30 protein-coding genes are annotated in these 23,843 nt (G+C 59.9%); 20 read left to right on the top strand and 10 right to left on the bottom strand.

Going from position 1 to position 23,843, the window contains the following annotated elements:
• Window positions 1-746: 746 nt before the first annotated feature.
• The 4 genes from ACZ881_RS08670 (at window position 747) to ACZ881_RS08655 (ending at window position 2,628) form a co-directional block, all read left to right on the top strand.
• Entirely contained in the window at window positions 747-1,109 is a 363-nt protein-coding gene (locus tag ACZ881_RS08670) for a hypothetical protein (protein ID WP_476114259.1), read from the top strand.
• 259 nt (window positions 1,110-1,368) lie between these two features.
• Complete coding sequence (locus ACZ881_RS08665; RefSeq protein WP_476114257.1) at window positions 1,369-1,884, top strand: DUF4265 domain-containing protein; 516 nt, start codon at window positions 1,369-1,371, stop codon at window positions 1,882-1,884.
• Between the two features lie 234 nt (window positions 1,885-2,118).
• The gene (locus ACZ881_RS08660; protein ID WP_476114254.1) at window positions 2,119-2,397 is read left to right on the top strand and encodes a hypothetical protein; all 279 of its coding nucleotides are present in this window, start codon (window positions 2,119-2,121) and stop codon (window positions 2,395-2,397) included.
• Window positions 2,398-2,628, top strand: a complete 231-nt coding sequence (locus ACZ881_RS08655; protein WP_476114252.1) for a hypothetical protein — start codon at window positions 2,398-2,400, stop codon at window positions 2,626-2,628. It begins immediately after the preceding gene.
• A gap of 621 nt (window positions 2,629-3,249) precedes the next feature.
• Here ACZ881_RS08655 and ACZ881_RS08650 read toward each other — a convergent pair.
• From ACZ881_RS08650 to ACZ881_RS08640, 3 genes are all read right to left on the bottom strand, one after another.
• Window positions 3,250-4,179: a hypothetical protein gene (locus tag ACZ881_RS08650; protein ID WP_476114250.1), complete on the bottom strand. Its 930-nt coding sequence runs from the start codon at window positions 4,177-4,179 to the stop codon at window positions 3,250-3,252.
• A gap of 170 nt (window positions 4,180-4,349) precedes the next feature.
• Entirely contained in the window at window positions 4,350-4,793 is a 444-nt protein-coding gene (locus tag ACZ881_RS08645; protein ID WP_476114248.1) for a hypothetical protein, read from the bottom strand.
• 80 nt (window positions 4,794-4,873) lie between these two features.
• A complete protein-coding gene (locus tag ACZ881_RS08640) occupies window positions 4,874-5,425 on the bottom strand; it encodes a hypothetical protein (protein ID WP_476114246.1) in 552 nt (183 codons plus the stop codon).
• Window positions 5,426-5,612: 187 nt separating this feature from the next.
• On the opposite strand from ACZ881_RS08640, the gene ACZ881_RS08635 reads away from it, so the two are divergent.
• From ACZ881_RS08635 to ACZ881_RS08625, 3 genes are all read left to right on the top strand, one after another.
• Window positions 5,613-5,969 (top strand): hypothetical protein, encoded by a 357-nt coding sequence (locus tag ACZ881_RS08635; protein WP_476114244.1) that lies wholly within the window; start codon window positions 5,613-5,615, stop codon window positions 5,967-5,969.
• Between the two features lie 152 nt (window positions 5,970-6,121).
• A complete protein-coding gene (locus ACZ881_RS08630) occupies window positions 6,122-6,586 on the top strand; it encodes a hypothetical protein (protein WP_476114242.1) in 465 nt (154 codons plus the stop codon).
• Window positions 6,586-6,897: a transcriptional regulator gene (locus ACZ881_RS08625; RefSeq protein ID WP_476114240.1), complete on the top strand. Its 312-nt coding sequence runs from the start codon at window positions 6,586-6,588 to the stop codon at window positions 6,895-6,897. Before ACZ881_RS08630 ends, ACZ881_RS08625 begins: the two co-directional genes overlap by 1 nt.
• A 177-nt stretch (window positions 6,898-7,074) precedes the next feature.
• Here ACZ881_RS08625 and ACZ881_RS08620 read toward each other — a convergent pair whose 3' ends face one another.
• Both ACZ881_RS08620 and ACZ881_RS08615 read right to left on the bottom strand, forming a co-directional pair.
• On the bottom strand, window positions 7,075-7,416 hold the full coding sequence (locus tag ACZ881_RS08620) for a hypothetical protein (protein ID WP_476114237.1): 342 nt from the start codon (window positions 7,414-7,416) through the stop codon (window positions 7,075-7,077).
• Window positions 7,417-7,915: 499 nt separating this feature from the next.
• A complete protein-coding gene (locus ACZ881_RS08615) occupies window positions 7,916-8,602 on the bottom strand; it encodes a hypothetical protein (RefSeq protein WP_476114234.1) in 687 nt (228 codons plus the stop codon).
• Between the two features lie 164 nt (window positions 8,603-8,766).
• Here ACZ881_RS08615 and ACZ881_RS08610 point away from each other — a divergent pair, with 164 nt between their 5' ends.
• Window positions 8,767-9,387: a hypothetical protein gene (locus ACZ881_RS08610; protein WP_476114232.1), complete on the top strand. Its 621-nt coding sequence runs from the start codon at window positions 8,767-8,769 to the stop codon at window positions 9,385-9,387.
• A 124-nt stretch (window positions 9,388-9,511) separates the two neighbouring features.
• On the opposite strand, the gene ACZ881_RS08605 is transcribed toward ACZ881_RS08610, so the two are convergent.
• A complete protein-coding gene (locus tag ACZ881_RS08605; RefSeq protein WP_476114230.1) occupies window positions 9,512-10,285 on the bottom strand; it encodes a cyclopropane-fatty-acyl-phospholipid synthase family protein in 774 nt (257 codons plus the stop codon).
• A 172-nt stretch (window positions 10,286-10,457) separates the two neighbouring features.
• Between ACZ881_RS08605 and ACZ881_RS08600 the strand changes: the two genes are divergently transcribed.
• From ACZ881_RS08600 to ACZ881_RS08565, 8 genes are all read left to right on the top strand, one after another.
• Window positions 10,458-11,420, top strand: a complete 963-nt coding sequence (locus ACZ881_RS08600; protein ID WP_476114228.1) for a hypothetical protein — start codon at window positions 10,458-10,460, stop codon at window positions 11,418-11,420.
• Between the two features lie 149 nt (window positions 11,421-11,569).
• Window positions 11,570-12,073: an RNA polymerase sigma factor gene (locus ACZ881_RS08595; protein ID WP_476114226.1), complete on the top strand. Its 504-nt coding sequence runs from the start codon at window positions 11,570-11,572 to the stop codon at window positions 12,071-12,073.
• A gap of 2 nt (window positions 12,074-12,075) precedes the next feature.
• A complete protein-coding gene (locus ACZ881_RS08590) occupies window positions 12,076-12,951 on the top strand; it encodes a hypothetical protein (RefSeq protein ID WP_476114223.1) in 876 nt (291 codons plus the stop codon).
• A 286-nt stretch (window positions 12,952-13,237) separates the two neighbouring features.
• Entirely contained in the window at window positions 13,238-13,819 is a 582-nt protein-coding gene (locus ACZ881_RS08585; protein ID WP_476114221.1) for a DUF1349 domain-containing protein, read from the top strand.
• 178 nt (window positions 13,820-13,997) lie between these two features.
• On the top strand, window positions 13,998-14,459 hold the full coding sequence (locus ACZ881_RS08580; protein WP_476114218.1) for a hypothetical protein: 462 nt from the start codon (window positions 13,998-14,000) through the stop codon (window positions 14,457-14,459).
• A gap of 143 nt (window positions 14,460-14,602) precedes the next feature.
• Window positions 14,603-14,899, top strand: coding sequence for a DUF4193 domain-containing protein (locus ACZ881_RS08575; protein WP_476114216.1), 297 nt, complete (start codon window positions 14,603-14,605; stop codon window positions 14,897-14,899).
• A gap of 153 nt (window positions 14,900-15,052) precedes the next feature.
• On the top strand, window positions 15,053-15,469 hold the full coding sequence (locus ACZ881_RS08570; protein WP_476114214.1) for a MarR family winged helix-turn-helix transcriptional regulator: 417 nt from the start codon (window positions 15,053-15,055) through the stop codon (window positions 15,467-15,469).
• A gap of 154 nt (window positions 15,470-15,623) precedes the next feature.
• Complete coding sequence (locus ACZ881_RS08565) at window positions 15,624-15,803, top strand: hypothetical protein (RefSeq protein ID WP_091469501.1); 180 nt, start codon at window positions 15,624-15,626, stop codon at window positions 15,801-15,803.
• 78 nt (window positions 15,804-15,881) lie between these two features.
• On the opposite strand, the gene ACZ881_RS08560 is transcribed toward ACZ881_RS08565, so the two are convergent.
• On the bottom strand, window positions 15,882-17,345 hold the full coding sequence (locus ACZ881_RS08560; protein WP_476114211.1) for a protein adenylyltransferase SelO: 1,464 nt from the start codon (window positions 17,343-17,345) through the stop codon (window positions 15,882-15,884).
• Window positions 17,346-17,459: 114 nt separating this feature from the next.
• Between ACZ881_RS08560 and ACZ881_RS08555 the strand changes: the two genes are divergently transcribed.
• Window positions 17,460-18,323, top strand: a complete 864-nt coding sequence (locus ACZ881_RS08555; protein ID WP_476114209.1) for a carbohydrate kinase family protein — start codon at window positions 17,460-17,462, stop codon at window positions 18,321-18,323.
• On the opposite strand, the gene ACZ881_RS08550 is transcribed toward ACZ881_RS08555, so the two are convergent.
• The gene (locus ACZ881_RS08550; protein WP_476114206.1) at window positions 18,320-19,555 is read right to left on the bottom strand and encodes an ROK family protein; all 1,236 of its coding nucleotides are present in this window, start codon (window positions 19,553-19,555) and stop codon (window positions 18,320-18,322) included. The two genes, ACZ881_RS08555 and ACZ881_RS08550, sit on opposite strands and share 4 nt — an antisense overlap.
• A gap of 81 nt (window positions 19,556-19,636) precedes the next feature.
• On the opposite strand from ACZ881_RS08550, the gene ACZ881_RS08545 reads away from it, so the two are divergent.
• Together ACZ881_RS08545 and ACZ881_RS08540 are read left to right on the top strand one after the other, a co-directional pair.
• Entirely contained in the window at window positions 19,637-19,807 is a 171-nt protein-coding gene (locus tag ACZ881_RS08545; RefSeq protein ID WP_476114202.1) for a hypothetical protein, read from the top strand.
• Between the two features lie 266 nt (window positions 19,808-20,073).
• On the top strand, window positions 20,074-22,176 hold the full coding sequence (locus ACZ881_RS08540; protein WP_476114200.1) for a carbohydrate binding domain-containing protein: 2,103 nt from the start codon (window positions 20,074-20,076) through the stop codon (window positions 22,174-22,176).
• A gap of 81 nt (window positions 22,177-22,257) precedes the next feature.
• Here the strand turns inward: ACZ881_RS08540 and ACZ881_RS08535 are convergent, their stop codons facing one another.
• On the bottom strand, window positions 22,258-23,058 hold the full coding sequence (locus ACZ881_RS08535; RefSeq protein ID WP_476114198.1) for an alpha/beta hydrolase: 801 nt from the start codon (window positions 23,056-23,058) through the stop codon (window positions 22,258-22,260).
• Window positions 23,059-23,229: 171 nt separating this feature from the next.
• Between ACZ881_RS08535 and ACZ881_RS08530 the strand changes: the two genes are divergently transcribed.
• Window positions 23,230-23,418 carry a hypothetical protein gene (locus ACZ881_RS08530; RefSeq protein WP_476114196.1) on the top strand — a complete coding sequence of 63 codons (189 nt, stop codon included), beginning with the start codon at window positions 23,230-23,232 and terminating at the stop codon, window positions 23,416-23,418.
• A 32-nt stretch (window positions 23,419-23,450) separates the two neighbouring features.
• Here ACZ881_RS08530 and ACZ881_RS08525 read toward each other — a convergent pair whose 3' ends face one another.
• On the bottom strand, window positions 23,451-23,828 hold the full coding sequence (locus ACZ881_RS08525) for a hypothetical protein (RefSeq protein WP_476114194.1): 378 nt from the start codon (window positions 23,826-23,828) through the stop codon (window positions 23,451-23,453).
• Window positions 23,829-23,843: the final 15 nt, after the last annotated feature.

Here is a 23,843-nt window from a genome sequence, read left to right as displayed (position 1 = left end):
GAAGGTGGGGCAACGAATAACCGTCACAGGTGCCCGGCGAGTCACGAAGTGGGGCCAGATACATCCGTCCTACCGGGGCCCTCCAAACCTGTCACAGCCACTTGTATGTTGTCTCTAATGGCTGGATATCCTGTCGCTTGTCCTAGGCTCTACAAAACCGGCCGGCGCGGCCATACGCTGAGGTCCTTATTCGGGAAGGTCTAAACAAAGGGGATGTATGGGCCATCGGTTTAAGGGACGGGCCAAGGAATGGGTTCATCCAATAGTAAGACGAGGGACCATTTTTTGGGCCGGTCAGTCTGCCGCGTTCATGGCTGGTGCTATTTTCATCATCTTTCTCGCCTTTCAGAATCCTACGGTTGAACGTCTATGGTGGGCGGCAATAGCTGCGATCGCCGCCGTTCTGAGCTGGTTCTTGACCAGGAAGATGATCAAGAACCTTCAACGCGATTTTCGATACGAAGACAACGTCAACACCAAAGAGCAGGGTTGACCCCGACCACTTGATTGTTGAGCGGTGCTCCAGGACGCGGAAGAAGCCACCGCTCCCCGGTTGTCGGTTCGGCAAAGGCCCGCCCGCGTCCTCCCGTTAGCTGGTTCCCTATCGGGACGTTATGCGCGCCGCCGGCTAACGGAACGTTGACAGAGGTGGCGCACTGGCGTTCGATGATCCCATGGCCACGGTGAGGCAAAGAAGGCAGCGCACGGCGGCTGTATGCATTGTTAGTTTCCTGACACTGATTTCGTTGGCACTGGGAGTATCCGGGGGTCAACACGGAGACGGCGATGTTCTTGGCTGGATTGCTTTGCTGTTCGTCGTTGCAAGCGCCGGCGGTGGTGCGGTCTATCTTCTACGCGGGCACGCCAAGGGCTCTGAGTTGGTATTCGCTCCTGCCCGCTGGCTCCTCGTTACTTTGTCCGTGCTGACTGTGCTTATTGCCGTACTTTTTGTCTTGGCCCTTATAGATGGCCCCAGCCAGTTTTTCTCTGTGTCGTACTACCCTGCATTTATCGGAGCCTGGCTTGCAGGAATGTTCCAGCCCGAAGCCAGCATGGCCAAAGACGGCGATCGGGCGGTCAACGACGAGGAGAGCGGCCAGACTGCCTAGAGAAATCCAGCCAGTCAGTACTTCTCAGAGTCCTCAAAAGTAAGGATCCACGATTCATTGCGGTTCGCCGCCTCAAAGCACCGACATGTATTAAGACCACACCGTCTTCCAGTGGGGTCCCTTCATTTGATGGTCCCAACGTCCGGGCTTTGGATATCTCCGGTAAACACACGCCCGTAAGCCGATCCCTCATCGGACACAGGGCATGCATGTCCGCCGAAGCCCTCTCATGGATGCGTTCGTTGGGTAGTCTCAGCTGGTGACTGACTACCGGCAACATCCCAGCGTCGTGGCGCAGTGGAACGATGGCTCACTCCAGCCGCTTCCAGAAGCTCAGGAAGCGGAAGAGACCCTATGGTTTGCGGTGCCCCCTGAACCTGACACGGAGCAGATGTGGGAGGGTCTTCGGGGTCGCTTGGAAAAGGACGGCACAGCGACTGTCCTGGCAGTCCCCGCGTATCTCTATGACGTCAACTTTGGCGACCGCGTGAACGTGATGCGATCGGCGGAGAACGCGCTTGTTGCCACCGGAGTGGAGCGTGACGCTCTCAACTTCACATTCAGAGTCCTGCTGAAATCGGATGACCCCAACGCCTGGCAGCCCCTGGCCTCTGAACTTGCCGAGCAAGGATGCCTCCTCGATTTCATCTCTCCGCGGTTCTTCGCCATATCTTGCGGCGATCCCCAGGCACAGGAAGTCGCCGACAGATTGTTCGCATTGGAACGCGATGGCGTCCTTCATTATGAGACTGGCCGAACACAACAGTTGAGGTAGGCAGCCGGAATGGGTGTCCGGTGGAGGATCCTCTACCGGACACCGGATCGGTGGGCAGTCCCGTGCAACGCGCGTTGGAACCCAGGAAGAGCTGAGCGAGTCCCTAAGCCCCATCGCATTCCACCAAAGCTGATCAATGCAGGTAGCAGACCATGAGCTGGACAACCCGTTTGCCCCATGTCTTCGGGGTAATCGCTTCTAGGATGATTAAACGACGAGGACATAAGGGGGAGCATGACGCTGGGGTTCGTCTTCATCGGGATTGGTTTGGTGTGGCTGCCGCTCAGAAAGTGGATCGCCCGCCGGCAGTATTGGGTCGCTTTGGAAATGCTGGGCCGGAAATCCACCGTCGCCAAGTCCGAATCGGACCGTGATGCATACGCGGAGTTAGATGCGGAACGGGTTCGGGGTTTCGAGATGCTCGGGGTGTTTTTCTGCTCTGTGCTGATCGTTTGGGGCGTGATGATTGTGGTGCTGACGTTCATTTTCCGTCCACCGTGGGCAGGTATTTAGATGGGTGACCCCTTCCTCGCCATTGTCGGGGCCTTCCTGATATTCAGCGGCTTTGTGCTGTACCTGATGCGTCACGTCATGGCCCGTTTCGGTGTCGACGGTTGGGCGTGGCTTCCTGAGGGGAATCAGTTCAAGACCTACGAGCAGCAACTCGCTTGGTCGAAAGTCGCAGCCGGTATCGTAGCCACCGCCGGGTTGGTCTTCTTAGGCGCCTTCCTGTGGCCAAGGTAGACATGTCTATGTGGGGGAATGCGTGACGGAGTCGGTTAGCGCTGCTGCAACACACGCGGAAGACGTGACTTTGCGTCGGGAGATCGAGGAGGGCGTGAAGCGATGGCACGACCGCGCCGTCGCCGCAGGGGAGGACCGAGTCCTAGCCTGGACGACTGACGGTGACCTCTATAGCTATCGACGGGATGAAATAACCCTCGGTGGGAAGTACGTCCCGGTAGTCGCGCCGCTCTGGTTCATGACGACCTTTGCCGCGATGATCATAGCTTTTGGCCTCGTCGCGCTGGTTATGTCAGTCATATCCTCGGCATCAGACGGTCAATGGGCCCGCCTGTTTTTGCCGGCCGGCATCGGTCTCTACGCCTGGCTTCTCGTCCATTGGGCGCGTGAGGACTGGGACGCGCGGGCCCGGCGATGGGACAGAGGCGTTCCCGATCCAAAAACGGACAAGAGGCCGGTGCAGATTGACTTTAGTTGGCCCCCGCCACGGACACAGAAAAGACTGCCGGGATCCTCAGGCCAATAGTCAGTCTCTTCAAAGCACTCCGTGGACGGCCCGACGTTATGTCTGGGATGTCCGGTGAGGGATCTCTTTGCGGGCGGGAAGCCGGCCCCACACGACTACCCTTGAGGCTCGGTCACAGTTGTTTGGTACAGGGCTTTTAAGAATAGGTACCCAAGGTAAATCCAATCGTCTGCTGTCGCTTGCTCGTCGGCAATGCGATTTAGACAGTCGGCGATCGGCACATCCGCAAAGGCGGGCAATAAGTGAGGAACGGAGTGGTCCTCCCACGCCGCTATAACACCGCGGCGGCCTCCCGACTTTTCCATGCCAGCCCAGATGTCCCGTCCAGCCTCTGGCACGCGTACGTTCCCGAAGTCTCCCGCTCTGGGCCACGACTCCCAGGCACTGTTCAAAGCCGTTTCGAGTGCGGTCCTTTCGTTGGGCAGTCGTACTACGTCGTAGGCCAGGACACCTAGCGCCAAGCCCTCGGCTATCCGCCTTGTCTGTTGACGCGTTGTCACGGATCCCATTCCTGCGACATTCTCACCCGCCTCCATTGGCAGCACCGCGGTCGGCTCCATCTGCGGGTGCACAGGCACCCTCCAACTGCCCGGGGGAGGGAAGAGAGGCTTTGTCCACTCTGAATCGCGATCCGGAGACTCGGCCGTTGAAGGCCCATTCTCAGGCCAGGTTCTACTGCCACCCATCTTGCGTTGGATCGCTCTGAGGATCCTTATGGTTTCGTCGTCTTGATAGCCGGTGACGATAGACCAGTCCAGCCCAGCCCCAACTGTGCTGCTAGCAAAAGCAATCTCGGTTGCCAGCAGGGCCCGGCGCCAGTCAGCTTTTGTCAGGGATCGTCCGGCCCGGATGAACGCAGCAATTCGCTCGCCGTCGGCAATCAAATCAGCAACGTCACGAAAGCCCATAGCCAAGGCCATGGCCTCCGTAGGGGCCGCCGGACCGGCCCAGTCGGTCAGGCCCCGCCTCAGTACCTCGCGCTCATCCTCATCGAGGTCGAGCTGAACCCTTTCATGCGCATTCACAGCTCATCCTCCATCACTTCGACATACTGGAGCCACAATAGCTCCGTAACAAGTCCGGCACGTGAGGCGCCTGCACAGCCGGCAGCCACCAAGGAACGTCCGGCGAAGGATCCTTCACCGGGCGGGCTGGGGTGTGCAACGTATGGGTCATTGAAGGGGTCTTTTTGTGTCTAACTTATTGTGAACAGGTCTGTCGCAGTGGCGTAACGAATGACTGGGGCACCTCTTGACCCCTCGTCTCTAAGCACGACATCTCGACGAATCGTTGCTCCGAGCTTGCGCATCAAGTGGGCTAGCCCGTCCATTGCGGCTTGGTCGACGAGTTCCCGAAGGTCGATGTCGAAATATACGCCGTCGGGTCCTGGGAAGAAGTTGACACGCACTCCATCGATCGGCCAAACGGCAACAATCTCAAACTCGGCAAGACCGTGCCTGTCGGGTGGAAGCGGTGAATGGCCATCACTGGTCGTCACCTTCCAATCGCTGTCGTGCAGCATCGCAAACAGCACATCCCAGTCGTGTTCCACACTCCCGACCAACTCTCCATCGGGGAGCACACCGGGGTCATCCCCGAAAGCTTCATGGACGCGCGCCCAATCAAGTTCAGATGTCATGGGAACCATGATGGCGCGCATCAGGAGGCCGTTAGTCTTTTCGTTGAGACACCCCATAAATATGTCCGCATAGCCATGCTCTACCGGGCATTTTCGGGGTATTTGTGCCGTCGGACGGCTCTGAGAGAGCGCCAGCCTTCCTGCCGTAGCATTCTGATCGTCATAAAAATGACAAGGGCCTGTATGAATGCCCAAGCAAACTTGGATGAGTCGTCAAAAAACAGCATCAACATCACGACGGACGCTGCAGAGAAGAAAATCCCTGCGATCAGTGGGGACGGGGTCATGGTTTTCAAAGAAAGTAGATTCCAGATTCCCACAAAGAGGCCGGCGAGGGACACCACGGCGAAGCCCACGATCACAGCAACAACTGTGGCAATCCAACCAGCCGGCACGGGTCTGCCAGCAGCCTGATAATCCAGAAACTTCCCATTCACCGCTACCGTGTTCATGATCGTAATCCAGGCAACGGCCGACCCCGACATGAGGTAAAAAAATCCTAGACAATAGCGCCTGAACCTTGTCGCACCGTCAGGGACAAGGGCGGCCGTCCCATCAGCTGGCAATGTCTGTGCGTCGTCTTGCACCGTTGAATCGGAATGACCGGTCTGTGGCTGCTGCTCTTTGCCCATTGTGGCGTGCCCCCTCGCATGTGGCGGGCACTCCCGCGTTGCCATCAGGAAGTCTACCCGCCGGCCACAAAGCTCTCGCGCCTCACGTTCCGCTTCATGGTTCTGACGTTCAGAAGCTCAGCAAACGACGTCCGGTAATGGATCGGCTTACGGACGCTTTCGAGAGAGACGGCCGTATGATCCAGCCATGACGGTTCCGGACCTTTCTGCAAGCCAGCGCATCCTTTTGTGGCAGGCCGTTGAGGACTACGGAGGATTATGGGAATCGCCTTGGGAACTCCGAGCACTCTACCCTTCAGCCAGTGAGGAATCCCTAGTCCTAGAGGCAATGAACGTCGTCTCTGAACTCCTTGCCATGGGACTTGTTGAGCTCTACTCCTGCCAGGAGCCTTACGGCGAGATGAGGCTGCTTCCTGATGCCAAGGCCTTTGAATTGCTTGGCACCAGCGATGTCTGGAAAGTGCCTCCGCCAAGAGCCATTTCTGTGCGGTTTTCGGCGACAGAAGAGGCCGCCGCCGTTTTCTTCAGAAGAGACAGCCCTTGAACCACAATTCGATTCGACGAACTTGCGCCCGGTAGCCGATCCCATGCGGGCGCTGACGTGCATGGTGGACGACCGCATTTGGGACGCTGAAATCAACTCAACCCGATCATCGGTTCTTGACTTTCCGCATTAGAAATCGATAGATTTCCAAGATGGAAAATGAAAACGGGGGAACTGAGGCAACCGCAGCTCGCAAAGCCTTTGAAATGCTCCGGCAGGACACATCGAGGGCCACCCAGAGGGCTCGTGCTCCATTCTGGTACCGCTTCGGGTTTGCACTGGCGGTGGTTGCATTTATCCGGGCTTTCGGATTGGAAGGTAGCGCGTTCATCCTGGTTATCTCCATCAGCGCCGCAGCTGCGGTAGGACTAGGCCTTATCCGTCCCTGGGTGACCAAGACCCAAGCCGATCCCTGGGCCGACAGCCTGGCCCTTCGATGGGGGCTGCTCCAAACGGCAGCCGTACTCGTATTCGGGGCAGCCGGCATCCTCCTCTTCACCATCACAAAAGAGGAATGGGTACTCTGGCTCGGATCCGTCCTCGCAGGGGCCGCATGCCTTTGGTCAAGCGCCCGAATGGAGAATGCACTCGCCACTTCGATCCGCGAGAACCGGTAATGCCTGCCCAAGAATCTCCGCTGCCAGCCTCGGACGACGTAATTCACAGCCCATACCGCCTGCGAATCTGCAGCCTCCTGCACCGGCTCGGCGACACCGAATACCAGCTCCTGCGTGACAGCCTGGACATAAGCCCCTCAGTTCTCAGCAAACACCTCAAACGGCTCGAGGAAGCCGGCTACATACAACTCTCCTCTCGCACGGTCAACACCCGCCCACACGGCTGGGCCTCGCTGACGGAGACGGGCCGAAAAGCCTTCCTCTCCCATGTGGCATATCTTGAACAGATCATTCGCGACGCAGAAACCTAGCAATGGCCCATGCACTGATGGCACCTGCCCGCACCCTCGTGAATCCGGATCTCGCTGCGCAATAATGTCTCCGGTCAAGGATCCTTCACCGGGCGCTGTCGCGGCGGTCAGACTTGTCAGGGTGGCATATAGGAAGCATCGCCAACACGCCTCCGATTGCAGATCCTCTCCCAGCTCTTAAGCTGGCCACGGCTCCGGGCTGCGCCACCGGGCAAAGAACGTGCTTACGGCCTCGGGAGATGACTGGTCGACGGACAGCCATTCAGTAGCCACTTTGCGTCCGACCTGCTCGCACGCTTCCTCCGTCATCGGGCCCCTTGGGTCGTCCAAGTAGTCGCTGACCTCCATCCAGATGGCGTACGCGGCACCACCTTGAGAGCAATCGAAGAACTCAGAAATGAACTGACCGGCGTTATCCATGGTGACGTCGTAGGTACGTCCGCTGCCGGGCTGAAGTACCAGCCGGGCTACCGCGGTCATTGCGTCCAGAAATTGCATCTCAAGTCGGTTTCCTTCCACTTCTCCTCCATTCCGATCGGATCGGGCCGCCCTTCCCTGGGGTGGTCGGCGCACAGGCGCTCACGTGATCCCTCCGCAGCCCAGGATTGCGCAGGGAGCCTGGTGAAGGATCCCTCACCGACTCCTCCCGCACAATAATGTTGTTGGACGACGGAATTGGAACACAGCCCGTCCCTGGCTCACCCAACTCCAGTTCAATAGACGATCCTTGGAAGCGAATTCGGATCGATGGGCACCAGAAACCGCCTCCAAGGCCCCTTGGCTCGTAGTTGAGGTCCACTTGTGTGACCTGTCGGGTGCATTTTTCCCGCCAGCGTTTGACTGTGTCAACTTGATTGGAGCCCATCAGGACGGTTTGGTTGGTACCCACCTCTGGTGATGCAGCCTTTCCGGCGTCGACGATTAGGTCAGGCTAGGTCTTCAAACCAAACGGCACGTGCCCATCCGACTCGAGAGGTGCCCGGTAAACCGTCGGCTTACGGACGCTGGCGTGTGACCGTTAGCTCCGGGTCGTGAACTGGACCTGGATGCGCCTCAGCTCAGCGCGTGGAAGCACTGCGGTTACGACGCCACCGCCTGCCAGTCGGGCTCCGATGCCGTACACGAACGAGTCCGTATCGACCTCCGCACCGGGCACATCGATTCCGTTGATGACGGTCCTGGCTTGGCCATTGACCATCCGGCCGGTTACTGCGGGTGCGTGCTGGTCCCACGGTTTGCCGCCCGGCCAGAGCTCCTGCCGGTACTGGTTCATGAGGATGTGGTTGACATGGTCAGCCAGGAGGCTTTGAACTGAAGAGCGCTCGGACTGCTCACGGTGCCAGGTGGTTCGCACTGCCTCCCACAGTTGCGGATAGCGCATTCGCTCCACCTGCTCGATCAGCCAAGGGGGCCGCGGCCATGGCGGAACTTCCTCGATCGCCCTGCGTGTCTCCTCGTCGAGATCCGCGAGGTTAACGCGGTCTGAGCGGTCATCCGGGTTTCGCCAGAGCGTGTAGGTGATGCTCGCCGTCATTTCGCTGTACCCACGATCATCCAAGCCGTAGCTCAGACCGACGGAGTCCGTGTCCTCCAGCGACGGTTGGGGCATGAGCCCTAGCACCGGAATAGGCATGAGTTTCAGGTTCTCGACCCATTCGGCACGGGGGTCGGGGGCATCCTCGGGGAGAATGTCAGCCGCTCTCATGCCTCGACTATGAACCAAACGAGGGCACCCTGTAAATGGGAACGAGTTTCGGCTTCCATGCCCGGTAAAACGCCGCCATTTACTGTTGAAAGTCACAGCCGGGATACCGTGAAGGCGACGTCCTCCCGTGGTTCGCGTTACCCCTACCCCGCGAAAGAAGCCTGATGAAAACGGACACTGAAGTACTGGCAGCCAACATGATGCGATTTGCGTCCCTGCTAAGACACATGAACCTCTCTGTCGTGGCGCTCACATACGAATCCCTTGCCAGAGCCCTTCAGACCGAACCATCGGAAGAGTCTGTGGAGGAAGTACGCCTGTGGCTCCGCTCGTCACTGAAGGGCGGCAGCGGAAGCCTCAGTGACCGGTACGTGCAGAAGGACGGAGCAGTGGATGAAGTCCTCAACGCCGAGTACGAAGAACTTCTCCAGAAGTTCACGGATTTCATGAATGCTGAGCCGGAATCGAACGAGAGCGCGGCTGCTGCCATGTTCGCCAATGGAGGCACTTACTTCCGTCTGATCGAAACTCCCGTCCGCAATCGATGGTTCTCCCTCAAAGGAACCTTCACTTACGAAGTAGCGACTGCGCCGGGAGTCACACGGCTGGTGACGTTGGATCAACTCGGTCAAGCTGTCGGTTATGGGCCGCAGGACTCCCGGAAGGACTGGCAGGAGTGCCGGATGGTTGCAGACCGCCTTTTCAGGGAGGGACGCAGGGACCAATGGGTTCACTACTCCAGCTCCTATGTCGTTCCGGACGATGCACTCCGAAAGGATCGGTAGGGATATGGTCGCAAAGGGAAGCGTCTACCTCATGCAGATAACAAGGGAGGTCCCTCGGTGAACGAGCCCCTGGTGGAACGCCAGCATGTCTATGCGTCACATGAAGGTGAGTCGCCGTGAACTCCTACCCCCTTAGGCAGAAATACGCCATCCCGAGTACGCCTCGGTAGCCCTCTTCATATGCAGCGCGCTGTTCCTCATATTGCCGACGGACCTGCTCTGCGGCGGGATGGTCGGCATCATGTGCTTCTAGCCAACGGTTAAACCTGTCGCGATACCCGGCCTCGAAGACGTCCCACTCCTGAACGCTTGCCTGGTCGTCGTCCACCACCTCGAAACCAGCGGCGCGGATCTGCTCGCGCAACGCATCTTGTGTCAGGTACTCGTCATCACGTCCAGCCAGAGGGGCGGTGGCAGCCGGATGAGGTGTTGCTGACCAGATCGCCTCGCCGTAGACGAGTCGGCCGCCGGGAAGCACCAGGGCTCGCAGGGCTCGCAGGGCTGCGGCGTAGTCGAGCGGCTGCGCGTCCTCTACCGGCGGCCCCCAGATCTGGCTCGCGCCGATGCAGATGACAGCGTCTGCTGGGCGATCCTGGGCTTCCAGCCCAGGCATCGAATCAAACGTCGCTCTGTCGAGCAGCTCACGAGTCAATGCTTGCTGCCTCGCTCGGTCGATGAACGCGGAAACACAGTCCACGCCGCGTCCCCGTGCCGGCGGGGCCGACGTCAAAACCCGAAGTAGTAGTTCACCCCATCCGCACCCCATGTCCAGAACCTCAACCGGCGCCGGGTCGGTCAAGAACGCCACAAGGTGTGCAGCACGTTCCTCGGAAAGCGGGGTAAGCCAGGTCAGGGACTCGTAGAGGGGCGGCAGTTCAAGCGAAGTACTGTCGGTCACTCAATGATGTTCTCACGCTTCACAGAAGCGGCTGAGCGGCACCCTCCAGATGGAAACGAAGCATGTTCTGAAAAGATTTTGGGAGCCGTTGTAAGCATTCGTTCCTACCCGGAAACAACATGTGTGAGCGGGCTGATCTGCCCGGCTCGACTAAGGGGGAAGGAACCCAGCCATGAAGTACCACCGATCCGACTACGCGAAGTACGCCATTCTCACATCGCTTGCACTTGCACTTGCTCTCACCGCGTGCACGTCGGCGCCACCCGTGGCAGGGAGATCAACCACGGCTACAGTTTCGAAGGAAATCTCGACCCTCACGCCGCCATCTCCTGCTCCCATGGAAGATGAGGGGCTTCCCTCCCCTGCAACCAGCGCCCTCACGCAGGCTGACGAGTCCCTGCCCAATGTTCCGACACCTGCGGTAGTGACCCCGCTTGTTGGAACGTCCCCACGGCCAACGCCGGTTTCAGTGCCGGCAGCACCCCTTGTCCCTGTCGAGCCCTCGGTCCCCTCGTCTCAGGTGACCACCCCACCGACAGTCACTGTAGAGGCGCCGATTACTCCCGTTGTCCCCTCAACCCCGCACGTCTCGCCCGACTACGGGAACGGCACGTTTACCTTCCCGGACGGCCACATCTCCTTCGATGTGCCCGCCGGCTGGACTGTACAGGTGGAGCAGGCGCCGTACAACGAATATGCCGAGCATCCCGGTGGAAAGGAGAACTCACTGGCTGCCAATATCTTTGACGAAACCGGTGGCAAAGTTGCCCACATCACCAGCGGAGGAACCGGCGGTCTGGTCGGAGGGCCGGTCAACCGCACCATCCTCGACTCAGAGGAACTCAGTGCGTTCGACAGTCGTAACGGTGCCTCTCACTTCGCTTTCGTGAGGGATGACTATACCTTCCCTGAATTTCCGGTCCGCTACTACATGGGCGTTGTGGCTGAGTACTTCATGACAGAAGGTCCCGACAGCACCTCCGTGAACAGCTTCATGATCATGCCGAACGGGGCAGCAACCGCGGTTGCCGAGATCGACGCGTCCATGACGCCTGAAACCGCTGCAGCGTGGATGAAAACTGATCAATACGTCAAGCTTCGGGCACTGCTGACCAGTCTCCGCTACGCTGCCTAACCACCAAGCGCTCCAGATACCCGGCAAGCCCACCAGGAGGCCTGCCGGGTATCTCTCTTTAAGTTCTCAGCAGTTATGTAAGAAACAGCCGTCTCCGGGAAACTAAGTGTTTGAATCATCAAGCGCTAGCCCGGGGGAAAGAAATAAAGATGTTGGCTACTAGAGAGCAGGAACTGAGTGCTCTTCATGCTGAACACTTCAGCCGCATCTACCAATACATCGCGTATCGGATCAACGACCGGGAACGGGCCGAGGAGCTGGCTAATGATGTGTTCCGGATCGTCTGGGAAAAAATGCCTGCCGAACCGCCGGGCATCGGGTGGCTGATAGCCACAGCCCGGAACGTGCTGGGCAACGAATACAAAGGCCGGCGACGGCGCGAACAGCTTATGGAGCGCCTCGCAGAAGAAGCCCGCATCAGGGCATCCGAAGGCGAAGATGACCAACAGGCCAACGTTGCCGACATTCTCTCCAAGCTGAAGGACAAGGACCGCGAGATCCTGATGCTCTCCTACTGGGACGACCTCACTACAGCGCAATTGGCCGAGAGCCTGGGGTGTTCCCCATCGGCTGCAGCCGTCAGGCTTCACCGGGCCCGCAAGGCCTTCGCGAAAGCCGCACCGACATACCTCATGACAGAACGGGAAGTCTAACCATGGACCGCATCGAACAACTCATGAAAAACTCAAAACCCCACGTCCCCGAACCAGGCACCACCCCGGGTGTCCTGACGGGCCGGTCCCGTGTCTTCTCCGACGATCCCAACGTCGTATCTCTCGCCGAGCACAAGCGTCGGCGATCGGGGTGGGTAGGCACCGCAGGTGTGGTTCTCGCTGCGGCGGCCGTCGTCGGGGCAGTCGTTGTAGCCGGGAACCTGGCACCTCAGTCTGCGCCGGCACCTGCCACCACCGATACCCCCACTGTGACGGCTACGCCGACGGCCACGTCATCGCCCTCGCCAACGCCAACCCCAACGGCAATCCCGACGGCGGAGGCTACCCAAGTGCCGACGCCCACCATCCCGGCTGTGGCCACAACTGCGCCGGTGGCCCCGCCGGTTCCCGCCCCCACAACCGTGCCGCCCACCATTGCAGCGCCTCCCGGACCCGCAGCAGGTGCCTGCACACCCGCCAACATCGACATCCAACGTGCTGATCAAGTCAGGGCCATCAAACCCATCCCGACCAATGAACAGCAGTACTACACCGTCCTCGGCTGCGCCGAAGGATGGCTCGCCTACTCCATCTCCGATGAAGGAATTAGGGCCATCGGCCTTGACGGCGGCAACGCTTGGTACAACATCGCCACACTCCAGGACAACGGACGGTACCTGACCGATTTCGGACAGTTATGGACCAGCGTCTACAACTGGCAGTCCCACTCATCGGCTCTCCAAAACGACCCCAACAATAAATTCACTACCGTTCAGGAGTCCATGGACGACGAATTCGCCACCAAGGGCATCCCTGTCCGGCTGAGGGCGCAACTTGTTGGACCGGGACCCACCACCCCTGGCGGGACAACCCCCTGAAGCACAGAAATGAAGCATGGAATCTATCGACGCACACACTGTAGTGATGTTGGCTGTCTTGGTTGTTCACCTCATTGGAGTGATGATCGTCGCCGCATCCGCCGCCGCCCTGATGACCGCATTATCCTCTGGCATCCTTGCCGTGCGCACAATCAGAAGCATATGGTCAGGGGCTGGAGTCCTTATTCAGCAACGTCTAAACAAAGCGAGTCGGCTAGGTTAGTCCCAGCCGAAGGCCGTTGTGTTCCGCGAAAAACCTACCCATTCATGAACATCGAGGAGCCCAGTGCCAACTGACATTCCCTGGAGCCGCGGCGAGTGGACAAACCGGCCGGCCGCCGTCGTCGAGCAGGCAGGTGACCTTCTGGTGACTGCAGCCGAAAGCAGCGACGCTTGGCGCGTGACGTCCTACGGATTCATCCACGACACCGAGCACGCGCTGCTCGCGCCCTTCCCGCAGGACAGTGCCATGGAGGTTGAGTTCACTGCCGCGTTCTCCCAACAGTTCGACCAAGCAGGCATCTTCGTGCGCATCAGCGCCGAGCATTGGATCAAGGCCGGTGTGGAATTCGCCGACGGCGCCGCTCAAGTGGGCGCGGTGGTGACGGATCGCTTCTCGGACTGGTCCTTGGCGCCTGTCCCGGACTGGAACGGTGGGCGGGTCCGCATTCGGATCAGCCGCTCGGGCGACGCCCTAAGCATCCGCGCTGGTTCGGGCAGCGACGACCTCCAATTAGTACGTGTTGTGCCGTTGGCACCTGACCTGGTCGCACTCGCCGGGCCGTTCACCTGCGCACCAACACGCGCAGGGCTGACAGTCCCTTTTCATTCCTGGCGGGCTACTCCTCCGGACAGCCAACTCCACTGATGCCAGCGAGGTTGAGGCGAACTTGCGGGCCCAACCGTTCATGAGATCATGGAGGTTCCGGCAGCCTGCCATTGACAGTGCTGCGACTCAGTTGGCTCCGTAACAAGCCTATGGGGGGCACATCACGGTGGAAGATACTGCAAGTCTTTGGCGTACTGATCCTGCCACGTTTCGTGACGTGGTGATCGACCGTCAAGCCCTGGAAGCTGCGTTAGCGGGCGAGTGTCCTCCCGTGGAACGCATCAGGTACCTTGCGCTACTTGGGCGCGACACTGAAGCTCTGGACGAAGGCTTCAAACTGCTCCCCCACACACCGGACCGCCGGGAGCTGCTGCTGGTCCTTGCCCAAATCAATCAACGTCAGTACAGATGGCACGAGGCCGCAGTGCTTCACGAAAAAGCCCTCCGAACCGTCCGGACACCGGAAGAGGAAGCCTACGTACGCCACCACATCGGCAGGCGGCTCTTCGACGAAGCCCGCTTTCGTGCCGCTGCCGATGAATTTCAGTGGGCAGCGGACCTCTACCGAGTCGCCGACCAACCTGAACTCGCAGAAGACAACCGCCAAGCCATGCGCCACGCCCTGCAGGTGCACGGCGCCGAGCGAGGCTCGGGACGTTCGGCGTTCGACCTTTCCTAGTCAGTTAGAGGCGGACACCAGCCTGGCTGGTGTCCACCATCGTTTTGGCAACGTCTTCCACTGCGGGGAATACAAATCAAGCGGCCCGAGTTACAAAGTGCGCACATAACCAAACAGGCACTTTTACAAGGGGGTTCACCACTATGGCCACCGATTACGACGCACCGCGGGCCCTGCCCGAAGAGGAGGCCTTGCCTCTGGCCGAGCTGGCACCGGCCAAGGGTGCTACACGCACGGACACGATTGACCTGGACGAAGGGGAGCTGGCTGACGCCTTCGAACTTCCCGGCGCTGACCTTTCCAGCGAAGAACTCCAAGTTGAGATCGTCCCCATTCAGAACGACGAGTTCACGTGCATGTCCTGCTTCCTGGTCCACCACCGCAGCCAACTCGCGCGGGAAACCAACGGGCAGAAGTACTGCACCGAATGTGAAGGCTAGCTGGACCGGAACCATCTGCTCCCAAAGGCGAGTTCCGCCGTCGTGCCCCTATTGCGAGCCGCGTCCCTGACCGGCAGTCAGCTTTCAACGCTGCAGGCCTGATGTAGCCTTAGTAAGTAAGCTGACTATTCTTACAAGCGTGGGGGTGCCTGAATGCCTGATATGGAACTATGGCCAACCAGCCGGCTGCTGTCCACGGCAGCGCGGCTCGTGGAGCTTGCATGGAACGACAGACTACGCCCGCTGGGGTTGACCTATCCGGCGGTACTTACTCTTGATGCCGTTGCAACGGCAGGGCCTATCACGCCTGGAGATCTGGCAAAAAGCGTCCGGGTGCAAGCCCAGACCATGGGCCCGCTGCTTACCAGGCTTGAATCGCGAGGCTTCATCCGTCGTGAACCCAACAGATTTGACCGACGCAGCCAGCTGATATCGATTACCGACCTGGGCCTGACGTTGCTGGAGCAGTCCCACCGCCAGGAGAACAATGTGCTCTCAGCCGTCAATCTGGACTCCGAGGACCTCCGCGAAGAGCTTCTGGCAATCGTGCGCCACGCAAATTTCAACTGAGTGTTAGGGTACCCCGCGTAGACGAAAGCTTGTCTATCTAGCAATATGGAGTTATCCGCTGATGAAGTCCGGCGTCCCATGGAGAGGGTCTCTCCAACGACCACACCGGGCTATAGCCACTGAGAGTGATACCCGGACGAGCAGTAAGGGCATCATGAGTGAACTCCAAATAGGCGACAGCCTCCCCGTAGATCTTCTGAGTTTCAGGGCAGCAGAGTGCCTCGTAACAACAAGCGCAGCTGAATCCGAGGACGTGTGCGTTCTGGATGCAGGCCACACCGGACATCATTTGGCTGCAGGCGCAGACATGGTGGTTCGGGCCGTCTGGAGCTAGGACACGCGAACAACAAGTCAAGGGCAAGCGACGCCGATCGGGTCGCTTGCCCTTTGCTTTCCTCACATGCAGCGTTCCTTAAGTTCCGCAGAAGGTCCGGTAGGGGCCGAAGCTTTCCGGCGCAGGCTGGGCGTACTTTTCCAAGCCCGGGCGTTCCAAGAACGGGTCGGATAGGGCCGCTAGCAACCGCTCCGTGGGGCCCGTGTCCCCCTCGGTTGCGGCAGCAAGGGCTTCCTCCACCAAGTGGTTCCGTGGAATATAGATCGGGTTGACCCTGTCCATGGCTTCGGCATCCGGATTGAGTGCCCGCCAGCGTTCCAACCATGCATCGAAGGCGGCCAGGTCCAGGATCTGCCGACGCGCGGGCTCAGCCTCCCCGCGGGCTGCCTTTCCAAGGCTCCGGAAGAACGAGGTGTAGTCCGCGCGCGCCTCTTGAACCAGCTGAAGGAGGTCATCCACCAAAGGTGAGGCCACGTCGTCGTCAATTCCCTCCGGCAGCCCAATCTTGGCCTTCATGCCGTTGAACCACGTGGCGCTGTACTCCTGACGGAATCCATTGAGCGCCTCGACAGCAAGGTGTACCGCCTGCTCCTCATCCTGGTGGATCAGGGCCGCAATGGATTCGGCGAAGCGTGCAAGGTTCCACTCCGCCACCACCGGCTGGCTGCGGTAGGCATAACGTCCCATTTCGTCAATGGAGCTGTACACGGCACCGGGATCGAAGCCCTCCATGAACGCGCACGGACCGTAGTCGATTGTTTCACCGGACACCGTCATGTTGTCGGTGTTCATGACACCGTGCACGAATCCGACCAGCATCCACTGCGCCACAAGTTTCGCCTGCACTGAAATGACGCCCTTGAGGAGTTCCAGGTAGCGGTTTGCTTCATCGGCCGACGACGGGTGGTGGCGTTCGATCGCATGATCAGCAAGCCGGCGCAGCAAATCCATGTCATTTGATGCCCTGGCATATTGGAAACTGCCCACACGCAGGTGACTGCTGGCCACCCTGGACAGAACGGCTCCCGGCAGCAGAGTCTCCCGCTGAACCTTACGCCCTGTGGCCACCACCGCGAGGGAACGGGTAGTGGGAATGTTCAGGGCATGCATGGACTCACTCACGATGTACTCGCGCATCATGGGACCAATCGCCGCCTGGCCATCACCATTCCGGGCAAAGGGAGTGCGTCCCGAACCCTTGAGATGGATGTCGCGAAGCGTCCCGTCTGCACCGGAAATCTCGCCGAGCAAGAGGGCACGCCCATCCCCCAAACGCGGCGAGTACCAGCCGAACTGGTGGCCGGCGTAGCCCTGGGCCACCGGAGTCGCTTCTTCCGGCATGGCATTGCCGATCAGCAGCCGAACGCCCTCCGGGCTCCGGAGAAAGTCAGGATCAAAACCAAGCTCGACGGCGAGCGGCTGGTTGAGCAGCAGAAGCTGCGGATCCGGAGCCTCCTCCGCACGCCAAGGAATAGCCAGCTCCGGGAGCTCCCGTGCGAAATGCCCTTCGAAGGCGATGGTGGAACGCGCTACGTCACTCATCACTTAAGGATATAGATGCTGTTCCCGGCGCGAAACGAGGGCCCGGCGGGCCCTTGCTGCGCCGCGCTTGACCCCCTCTGTACCAGCGCGTCGGATGAGTGATTGGATATGGCCATGCCTGTACCTCCCTCCGTAGTTGTCTGCGGCCCTGCGTCGTGGAATCAGCTCATCCTCCTCGACCACCTTCCGGAGCCTGTCCCCCACATGCAGTTTGCCCGCCGCTCGTGGCACACAATCGGCGGGACCTCCGCTGGCAAGGCCCTGCATCTGGCCGGCCTTGGCATTAACGTGCGGTTGTGTTCGCCTCTTGGAACAGATTCCGAGGGCCAGCGGATCCGCAGCGCCCTTACGGCAGCCGGGGTCGCCGTCGAGCCCTTGGCGTCCGAGCAGACCGAACGCCACGTCAATTTAATGTCCGACGACGGCAAGCGAGTGTCGCTGTACGTTGCGGTTCCGTCCACGCCCACCGAGCACGAACTCAGCATCGCTGCTGAGGCGGTGGCTGCCGCCGACGTCGCCGTCGTTGACCTCAGCGAACTCGGTGCCCTCCTACTGCAACGCTTGGACGTTCAGAAGACGCCCATCTGGACGGACCTTCACGACTACGACGGGTCGTCGGAATTCCATGAACCGTTCCTTCGCGCTGCCAGTACGGTGTTCATGAGTGATGACAGCGCAGAGGACCCGTGGGACCTTATGCGCTCCTGCCTGGAACGCGGGCCCCGCTTGGCCGTTTGCACCCGCGGAGCAGAGGGTGCCTTTGCGCTGGAGGCTTCCGGAGCGCGGCACGAGGTCAGTGCTCCTCCCGCCGATGTGGTTGATACCAATGGTGCCGGTGACGCCTTCATGACCGGTTTCCTGGCCGCGACACTCCACGGCGCCACCATTGACGATGCCCTGACGGCGGCCGCGGCACAGGCCCGCACTGCCGTTGAAAGTGATCATCTGCACCCGAAACTATCGGAGCTGCTGACCTAGCTGTGGTGTAGGTCGATATCCAGGGTTTCCTTCTCGACGAAATCCAGCGCGCTTCGGACAGCACCCATGGTCACCACCGAGTCGCCCAGGGGTGAAACGGCCAGCCGCGGAGGGGTTGCGGTGAATTGGGGCAGCAAGTCAGCGATTGGGTCCAGAAGCGCGCCTGCTGACTTGGCTACTGCGCCACCTATCACTACAAGCTCCGGATTGTGGATGGTAGCGACGGCCCCGATAACCCTCGCCATGCGATCGGCAAGCCGATCCAGAATCCGCCGTGCCACAGCGTCACCTTGGAGCGCGGCGGCGAAGACGTGTTCAGCTTCGATTGCCTCTGCAGGATATTCGCGAAGTTGTGTGTCGTCACTTCCAGCGAGGGCCTCGGCAGCCCACGTTCGTGCCATCAGGGCAATGCCAAAGGTATCCCCCACCCCCTCAACTTGCTTAAGGAACGCCAGCTCGCCGGCGCCTCCGCCACAGCCGTGCAGGAGCCTGCCGTCGTCGATCACTCCGGACCCAAAGCGCTCACTGGCAAGGATAACCACGACGTCGTCCACGCCCGCTGCCGAACCGCGCCAACACTCACCCAAGGCCGCCAGGTTTCCGTCGTTGGCCAGCAACACCGTCCACCCATGAAGATCCTTCAGCGCCGATTTCAAGCCAACGTCCAGAAGAGCCCAGAAGGGTTGAGTCACCAAAACATCGCCGTTACGGCCCACCGGGGCCGCAATTCCGGCACTGACTGCGAGGACCGCATCAGGTGTGACGCCAGCTTGGCCAAGGGCATCACACGCCGTACTGTCAATGGCTGATACACGCTCGAGGGGACTGATATCGGAGCCCGGAATGCTGTCATCAGCCGTGATCTGAACTCCGCGGAACTGCTGGCTCGCCCTGCCCACGATTTCTCCACGCAGGTTGGACACCACGGCCGTCACCTTGGCGACTCCCACGTCCAAGCCAACGACATACCCGGCGTCCTGGTTCAGGACGAACCGTCGGGCGGGACGTCCTTTGAGGTACTCACCAAACTCGCGCTGATTTTCCAGCTCTGTGATCCAGCCCCGGTCCATGATCTCTTCGCACACAGAGATGGCAGTTGCCCTAGCTAGCCCCGTCCCTTCCATGACGTCCGAGATCGTCACGATGGAAGAAGCCCTCATGAAGTCCAAGACCGATCTGAGACTAGCCTGCCGAAGCATCTGCGGCGTCGGCGAGGAGGAAGGGGCGCTCATGGGGTCTTGACCTCTCTGTAGCTCAGGTCACATAATACTTCAGGCACTAAATTTTGAGTCCAAATTAACTTCGGAGACACAATGAATGCAGCCCCGGACCATTCAGGAACCCCCGCCAACGAAACCACCCTTGACCGGTGGAACACCCTATGGGAGCCCGCCGCACGCCGGTACCAGCCCGTCGTCGAGGAGGTCGCGCTGACCGCTCCTCCCGCACCTGCCCCATCATCAGTGGCGACGGCCCAGCTTTAGCGCCGGGCGCCTTTGCTCGTCCAGCCCCTTCTGAACTATCAGGAAACCCTTCTTGTGCGCTTGGCTTTTGGTGGCGTCAGTCGCGCCCACTTCCCTCTGCAAGCGCTTCCAGTTTTCTGCTCTTTTGCTCTTGTTTAATGACTAAACTCCGCCTACCTTGATGGGTAGCCGTCATCGTGACGCGGCCGCCCGAACTGTAGGGCGGTGTCAGTCGTTGCCAGGATTCCCGGCCTGCAGCGGCCCCATCATTGAGGAGACTCACCTCCATGCCAGCACACGACAAGGACGTCGCAGTCCACTTCCTTGATAGAAGGAAACGCTTTCAGCTCCTAGCCGCTATAGTCCTCCTGGCCTTCTTCGGCACCCTGTTTTCCTCCACAGCTTCTGCTCCGCCAGCCCAAGCCGCAGCTCCCGGGCCCAAAGACGCCACCGCGGTGATGTTCTCCTGGACATGGAACGCCATAGCCCGTGAATGTACAGAGAACCTCGGCCCGGCCGGATACGGATACGTACAGACATCTCCCCCGCAAGAACACGTTCAAGGCCCGGAATGGTGGACCCACTACCAGCCGGTCAGCTACAAGGTTGAGTCACGGCTGGGCACGCGTGCGGAGTTCAAGCACATGGTGGACACATGCCACACCGCGGGTGTGAAAGTGATCGCGGACGCCGTGATTAACCACATGTCCGGGAAGAGCGCCGGCGGTACGGGTTGGGCAGGAACAACATTCCAGCACTACGACTATCCCGGAAACTACCAAGGGCAGGACTTTCACTCATGCCGACGGGACATCGTGAACTACCAAAACCGATGGGAAGTTCAGGAGTGCAATCTGGTAAACCTCTCTGACCTCAACACGTCCTCCCCCTACGTTCAGGGAAGAATCGCCAGCTACCTCAATGACTTGGTGGGCCTGGGAGTTGACGGGTTCCGGATCGACGCCGTCAAACATATTGCGGCCAGCGACATGCAAGGAATTCTCTCCAAGGTCAACGACCGCGCAAGGCTATACGTGGTCCAGGAAGTTATCCGGGCCAACGAACCTGTCCAACCGGAGGAATACACCAGCAACGGTGATATCCACGAGTTTGCCTTCGCCCGCAAACTCAAAGAGGCCTTCAACGGCGGGAACATCAACTGGCTGATCACAGGTAGTGGCATTGGCTCCAGCTGGGCCGGTTTCCTTCCTCAACAGAACGCCGCGGTCTTCGTCGACAACCATGACACTGAGCGAAATGGCGAAACGCTCACTTACAAGGACGGGGCAAACTACGATCTTGCCCAGATCTTCACACTGGCTTGGAACTACGGGTCCCCGTCGATCCATTCGGGTTATTCCTTCTCCAACAATGAGACAGGACCGGCGGTTGCCTCCAACGGGGAGGTCATGGATCCCGTGTGCGGCCAGAATGGCTGGACGTGCAAGCATGCGCAGACCAACATCGAAAACATGGTGGGCTTCCGCAATACAAGCTATGGTGCGCCGATCGTCAACAAGTGGGACAACGGCTCGAATGCCCTCGCTTTTGGTCGTGGCGACAAAGGCTACGTGGCGATCAACCGTGGCAATGCCATCACCAGGAGCTTCCAGAGCTCCCTGCCGGCTGGCCGCTACTGCAACGTGATTGTGGGACTGCCCACCCCTTCCGGCTGCTCGGCGGGTGACGCGGTAACCGTGGATGCATCCGGGACTTTCCAGGCCACCGTCGGTCAGAACGCCGCCCTCGCGTTGCACATCAACGCTAAAGCGGGCGGACAAACAGAGCCGGGGGCAAGCAACCTCAAGGTGTACTACTCCACAGCCAAGGGCTGGAGTGACTACAAGATGCACTACCGGGTAGGCACAGGCTCATGGACAACTGCACCGGGCGTCACCATGACCGCCGCCTGCACAGGCTGGGTCGCGTACACGATCCCCGCCGGATCAACCGGGGCAACGGCCGCGTTCAACAACGGAAGCGGCGTTTGGGACAACAACAACACCAGCAACTATGCCTTGGACGGTGGGATCGCAGCGGTGAATGGCAGCGTGGTTAGTCATGCTGATCCTTGCAGCGGTGCATCTACCCCTGAGCCGACAGACACCACAGTGCTGTTCTACTCAACCAACAAAAACTGGTCTGCCTATAACTCCCACTATCGGGTGGGCACCGGAGCGTGGACCACTGCGCCTGGCGTAACCATGGCTGCCTCATGCCCTGGCTGGGTAACCACCTCCATCCCCCTCAACGGAGCTTCCGGAATAACCGCAGCATTCAACAATGGGGCCGGAACATGGGACAACAACGGAACTAACAACTACAACGCCGGTCGTGGCTACCAGCAGGTGAAAGACGGCATCGTCAGCCGAGGAAACCCCTGCGCCTGACGCACTAAGACCTCACGGGATGGGGCCTTCCGATCCTGTGAGCCGGGAAGGAGGCGGCGCCGGGTTCCGGCGTCGCCTCCGCTAACGAGTCAGAGACCACTCGGCCATGAGGTCAACAGCCGTGGTGAAGGCGTCCAGGCGTGGTCGGTTCAGGAAAGCGTGCCGGGTGCCGGGGAGCGTGTGCTGCTCGACGTCGGCTCCCGCGCTTAGCAGTTCGGCAGCGAATCGGTCACCCGATGCGCGCATGGCGTCGCGATCTGCATTGATCATCATCGTTGGAGGGAAGCCGCCCAGCTCGTGGCCTCCCGGGAACGCGTAACGGTCATTCAGCGCCGCCCGTGTGCCGGCGTAGTTACGGTTCACGGCGTTCAGGAGCAACCGGGAGTGTGTCACCCGGCGGTGATCGCGAACCCGGCGTTGGATCTCGCGGGAGCCAATGTGCGAGGAATGAAAAAAGCCGTAGGCAAAGATGACACCCTCTGGTGCTGAGTCCATGTCGAGAGCTTGGAGTGCTGCTCCGGCTGCAAGGCATGCCCCGGCGCTGGCACCACCAAGGAGCACCCCTCCTGCAGACTGGCTGCTAACACTTCGAAAAGCTGTCAGTAGGTCTTCCACCGGGAGGGGAAACCGTCCCCGGGGCCGCACGTCACCTTTGCGGAGCCAAGAGAGCCCGGGAACCGGAGCAAGGCGATAATCAACCGTGACCACCGGCAGACCCCGTTGAGCAAGCGCCCGGGCCACATCGTGTGCTTCAGGCTGATCGAGACCACCAGAGAAGAAGCCGCCGCCATGCGCCCAGACCAACGTCGGAACACCTGTCGTCTCCGAACCTTCGCCTGCCGGGTAGTACCAGCGCATGGGGACTGGATGGTGCCCGGTCACGGAATGGTGAATCGTTGGTTCACTAACATCGCTGAAGGACACCGCCATGTCCTCGACCCTAGCGTCAACCGTGCTCAACGACGCACTCGCTTGTGGGTGCCGCGATGTTCGATGAGCTGGAAATGGCTGCGCCCTCACGAAGAAACAGCACTAAAATTGAAGGCAGAGGGTATGGCGATGTCTCTGGCTTTGGTAATTGCCCTGGTCCTGATGGGCATGATCTGCTTGGCCGCTGCGATAGGGGCAGTGGTCTTGGTGATCCGCGACGGCCGCGGGGAAATTCCGTTGGAACCACCCGTCCGGCCATGGGTTGCAGGGAACCTTCCGAGTCGCCCATACTCCACACTGCCGCGCATTTAACACGCACGCGCTACAACTTACACCACAGTGACCTAGTTGTGGATGTGGCGCCGCAAAGCATCCAGGGTGGTCTCCGGCGAGGTGTTAAAGCAGAACTGGATTCCCGGCGACTCTGCGCTACAGGTATTGATCACCCGCTCGAAGAGTTCCGTGTAATCCGGGACCATCCTGATGCCGCCGCCGACCATCACCAGACCAAAACGATCACGCCAGAACGCTGCACGGATCTCCGATTCGGCCTCGTCCGGTGAGGTTCCAATGAGGCAGGACACAGCATCAAAGCCGGCGGCAATGGTCGCCCCGAATCCGGCCTCGATCCGCTCGGTCATGATGGCTTCATCGAGTCCGGGAGGGAGCTTGCTGTAGTCGAGCGCGCTGGCGTGGATGCCGATCATCAGGATTCGAGTCATGCCGCTCACTGTGCC

The sequence above is a fragment of the Paenarthrobacter sp. TE3676 genome, from assembly GCF_056279165.1.
Note: the sequence above shows the minus strand (reverse complement) of the source record. Positions and strands in the feature narration are given on the sequence as shown.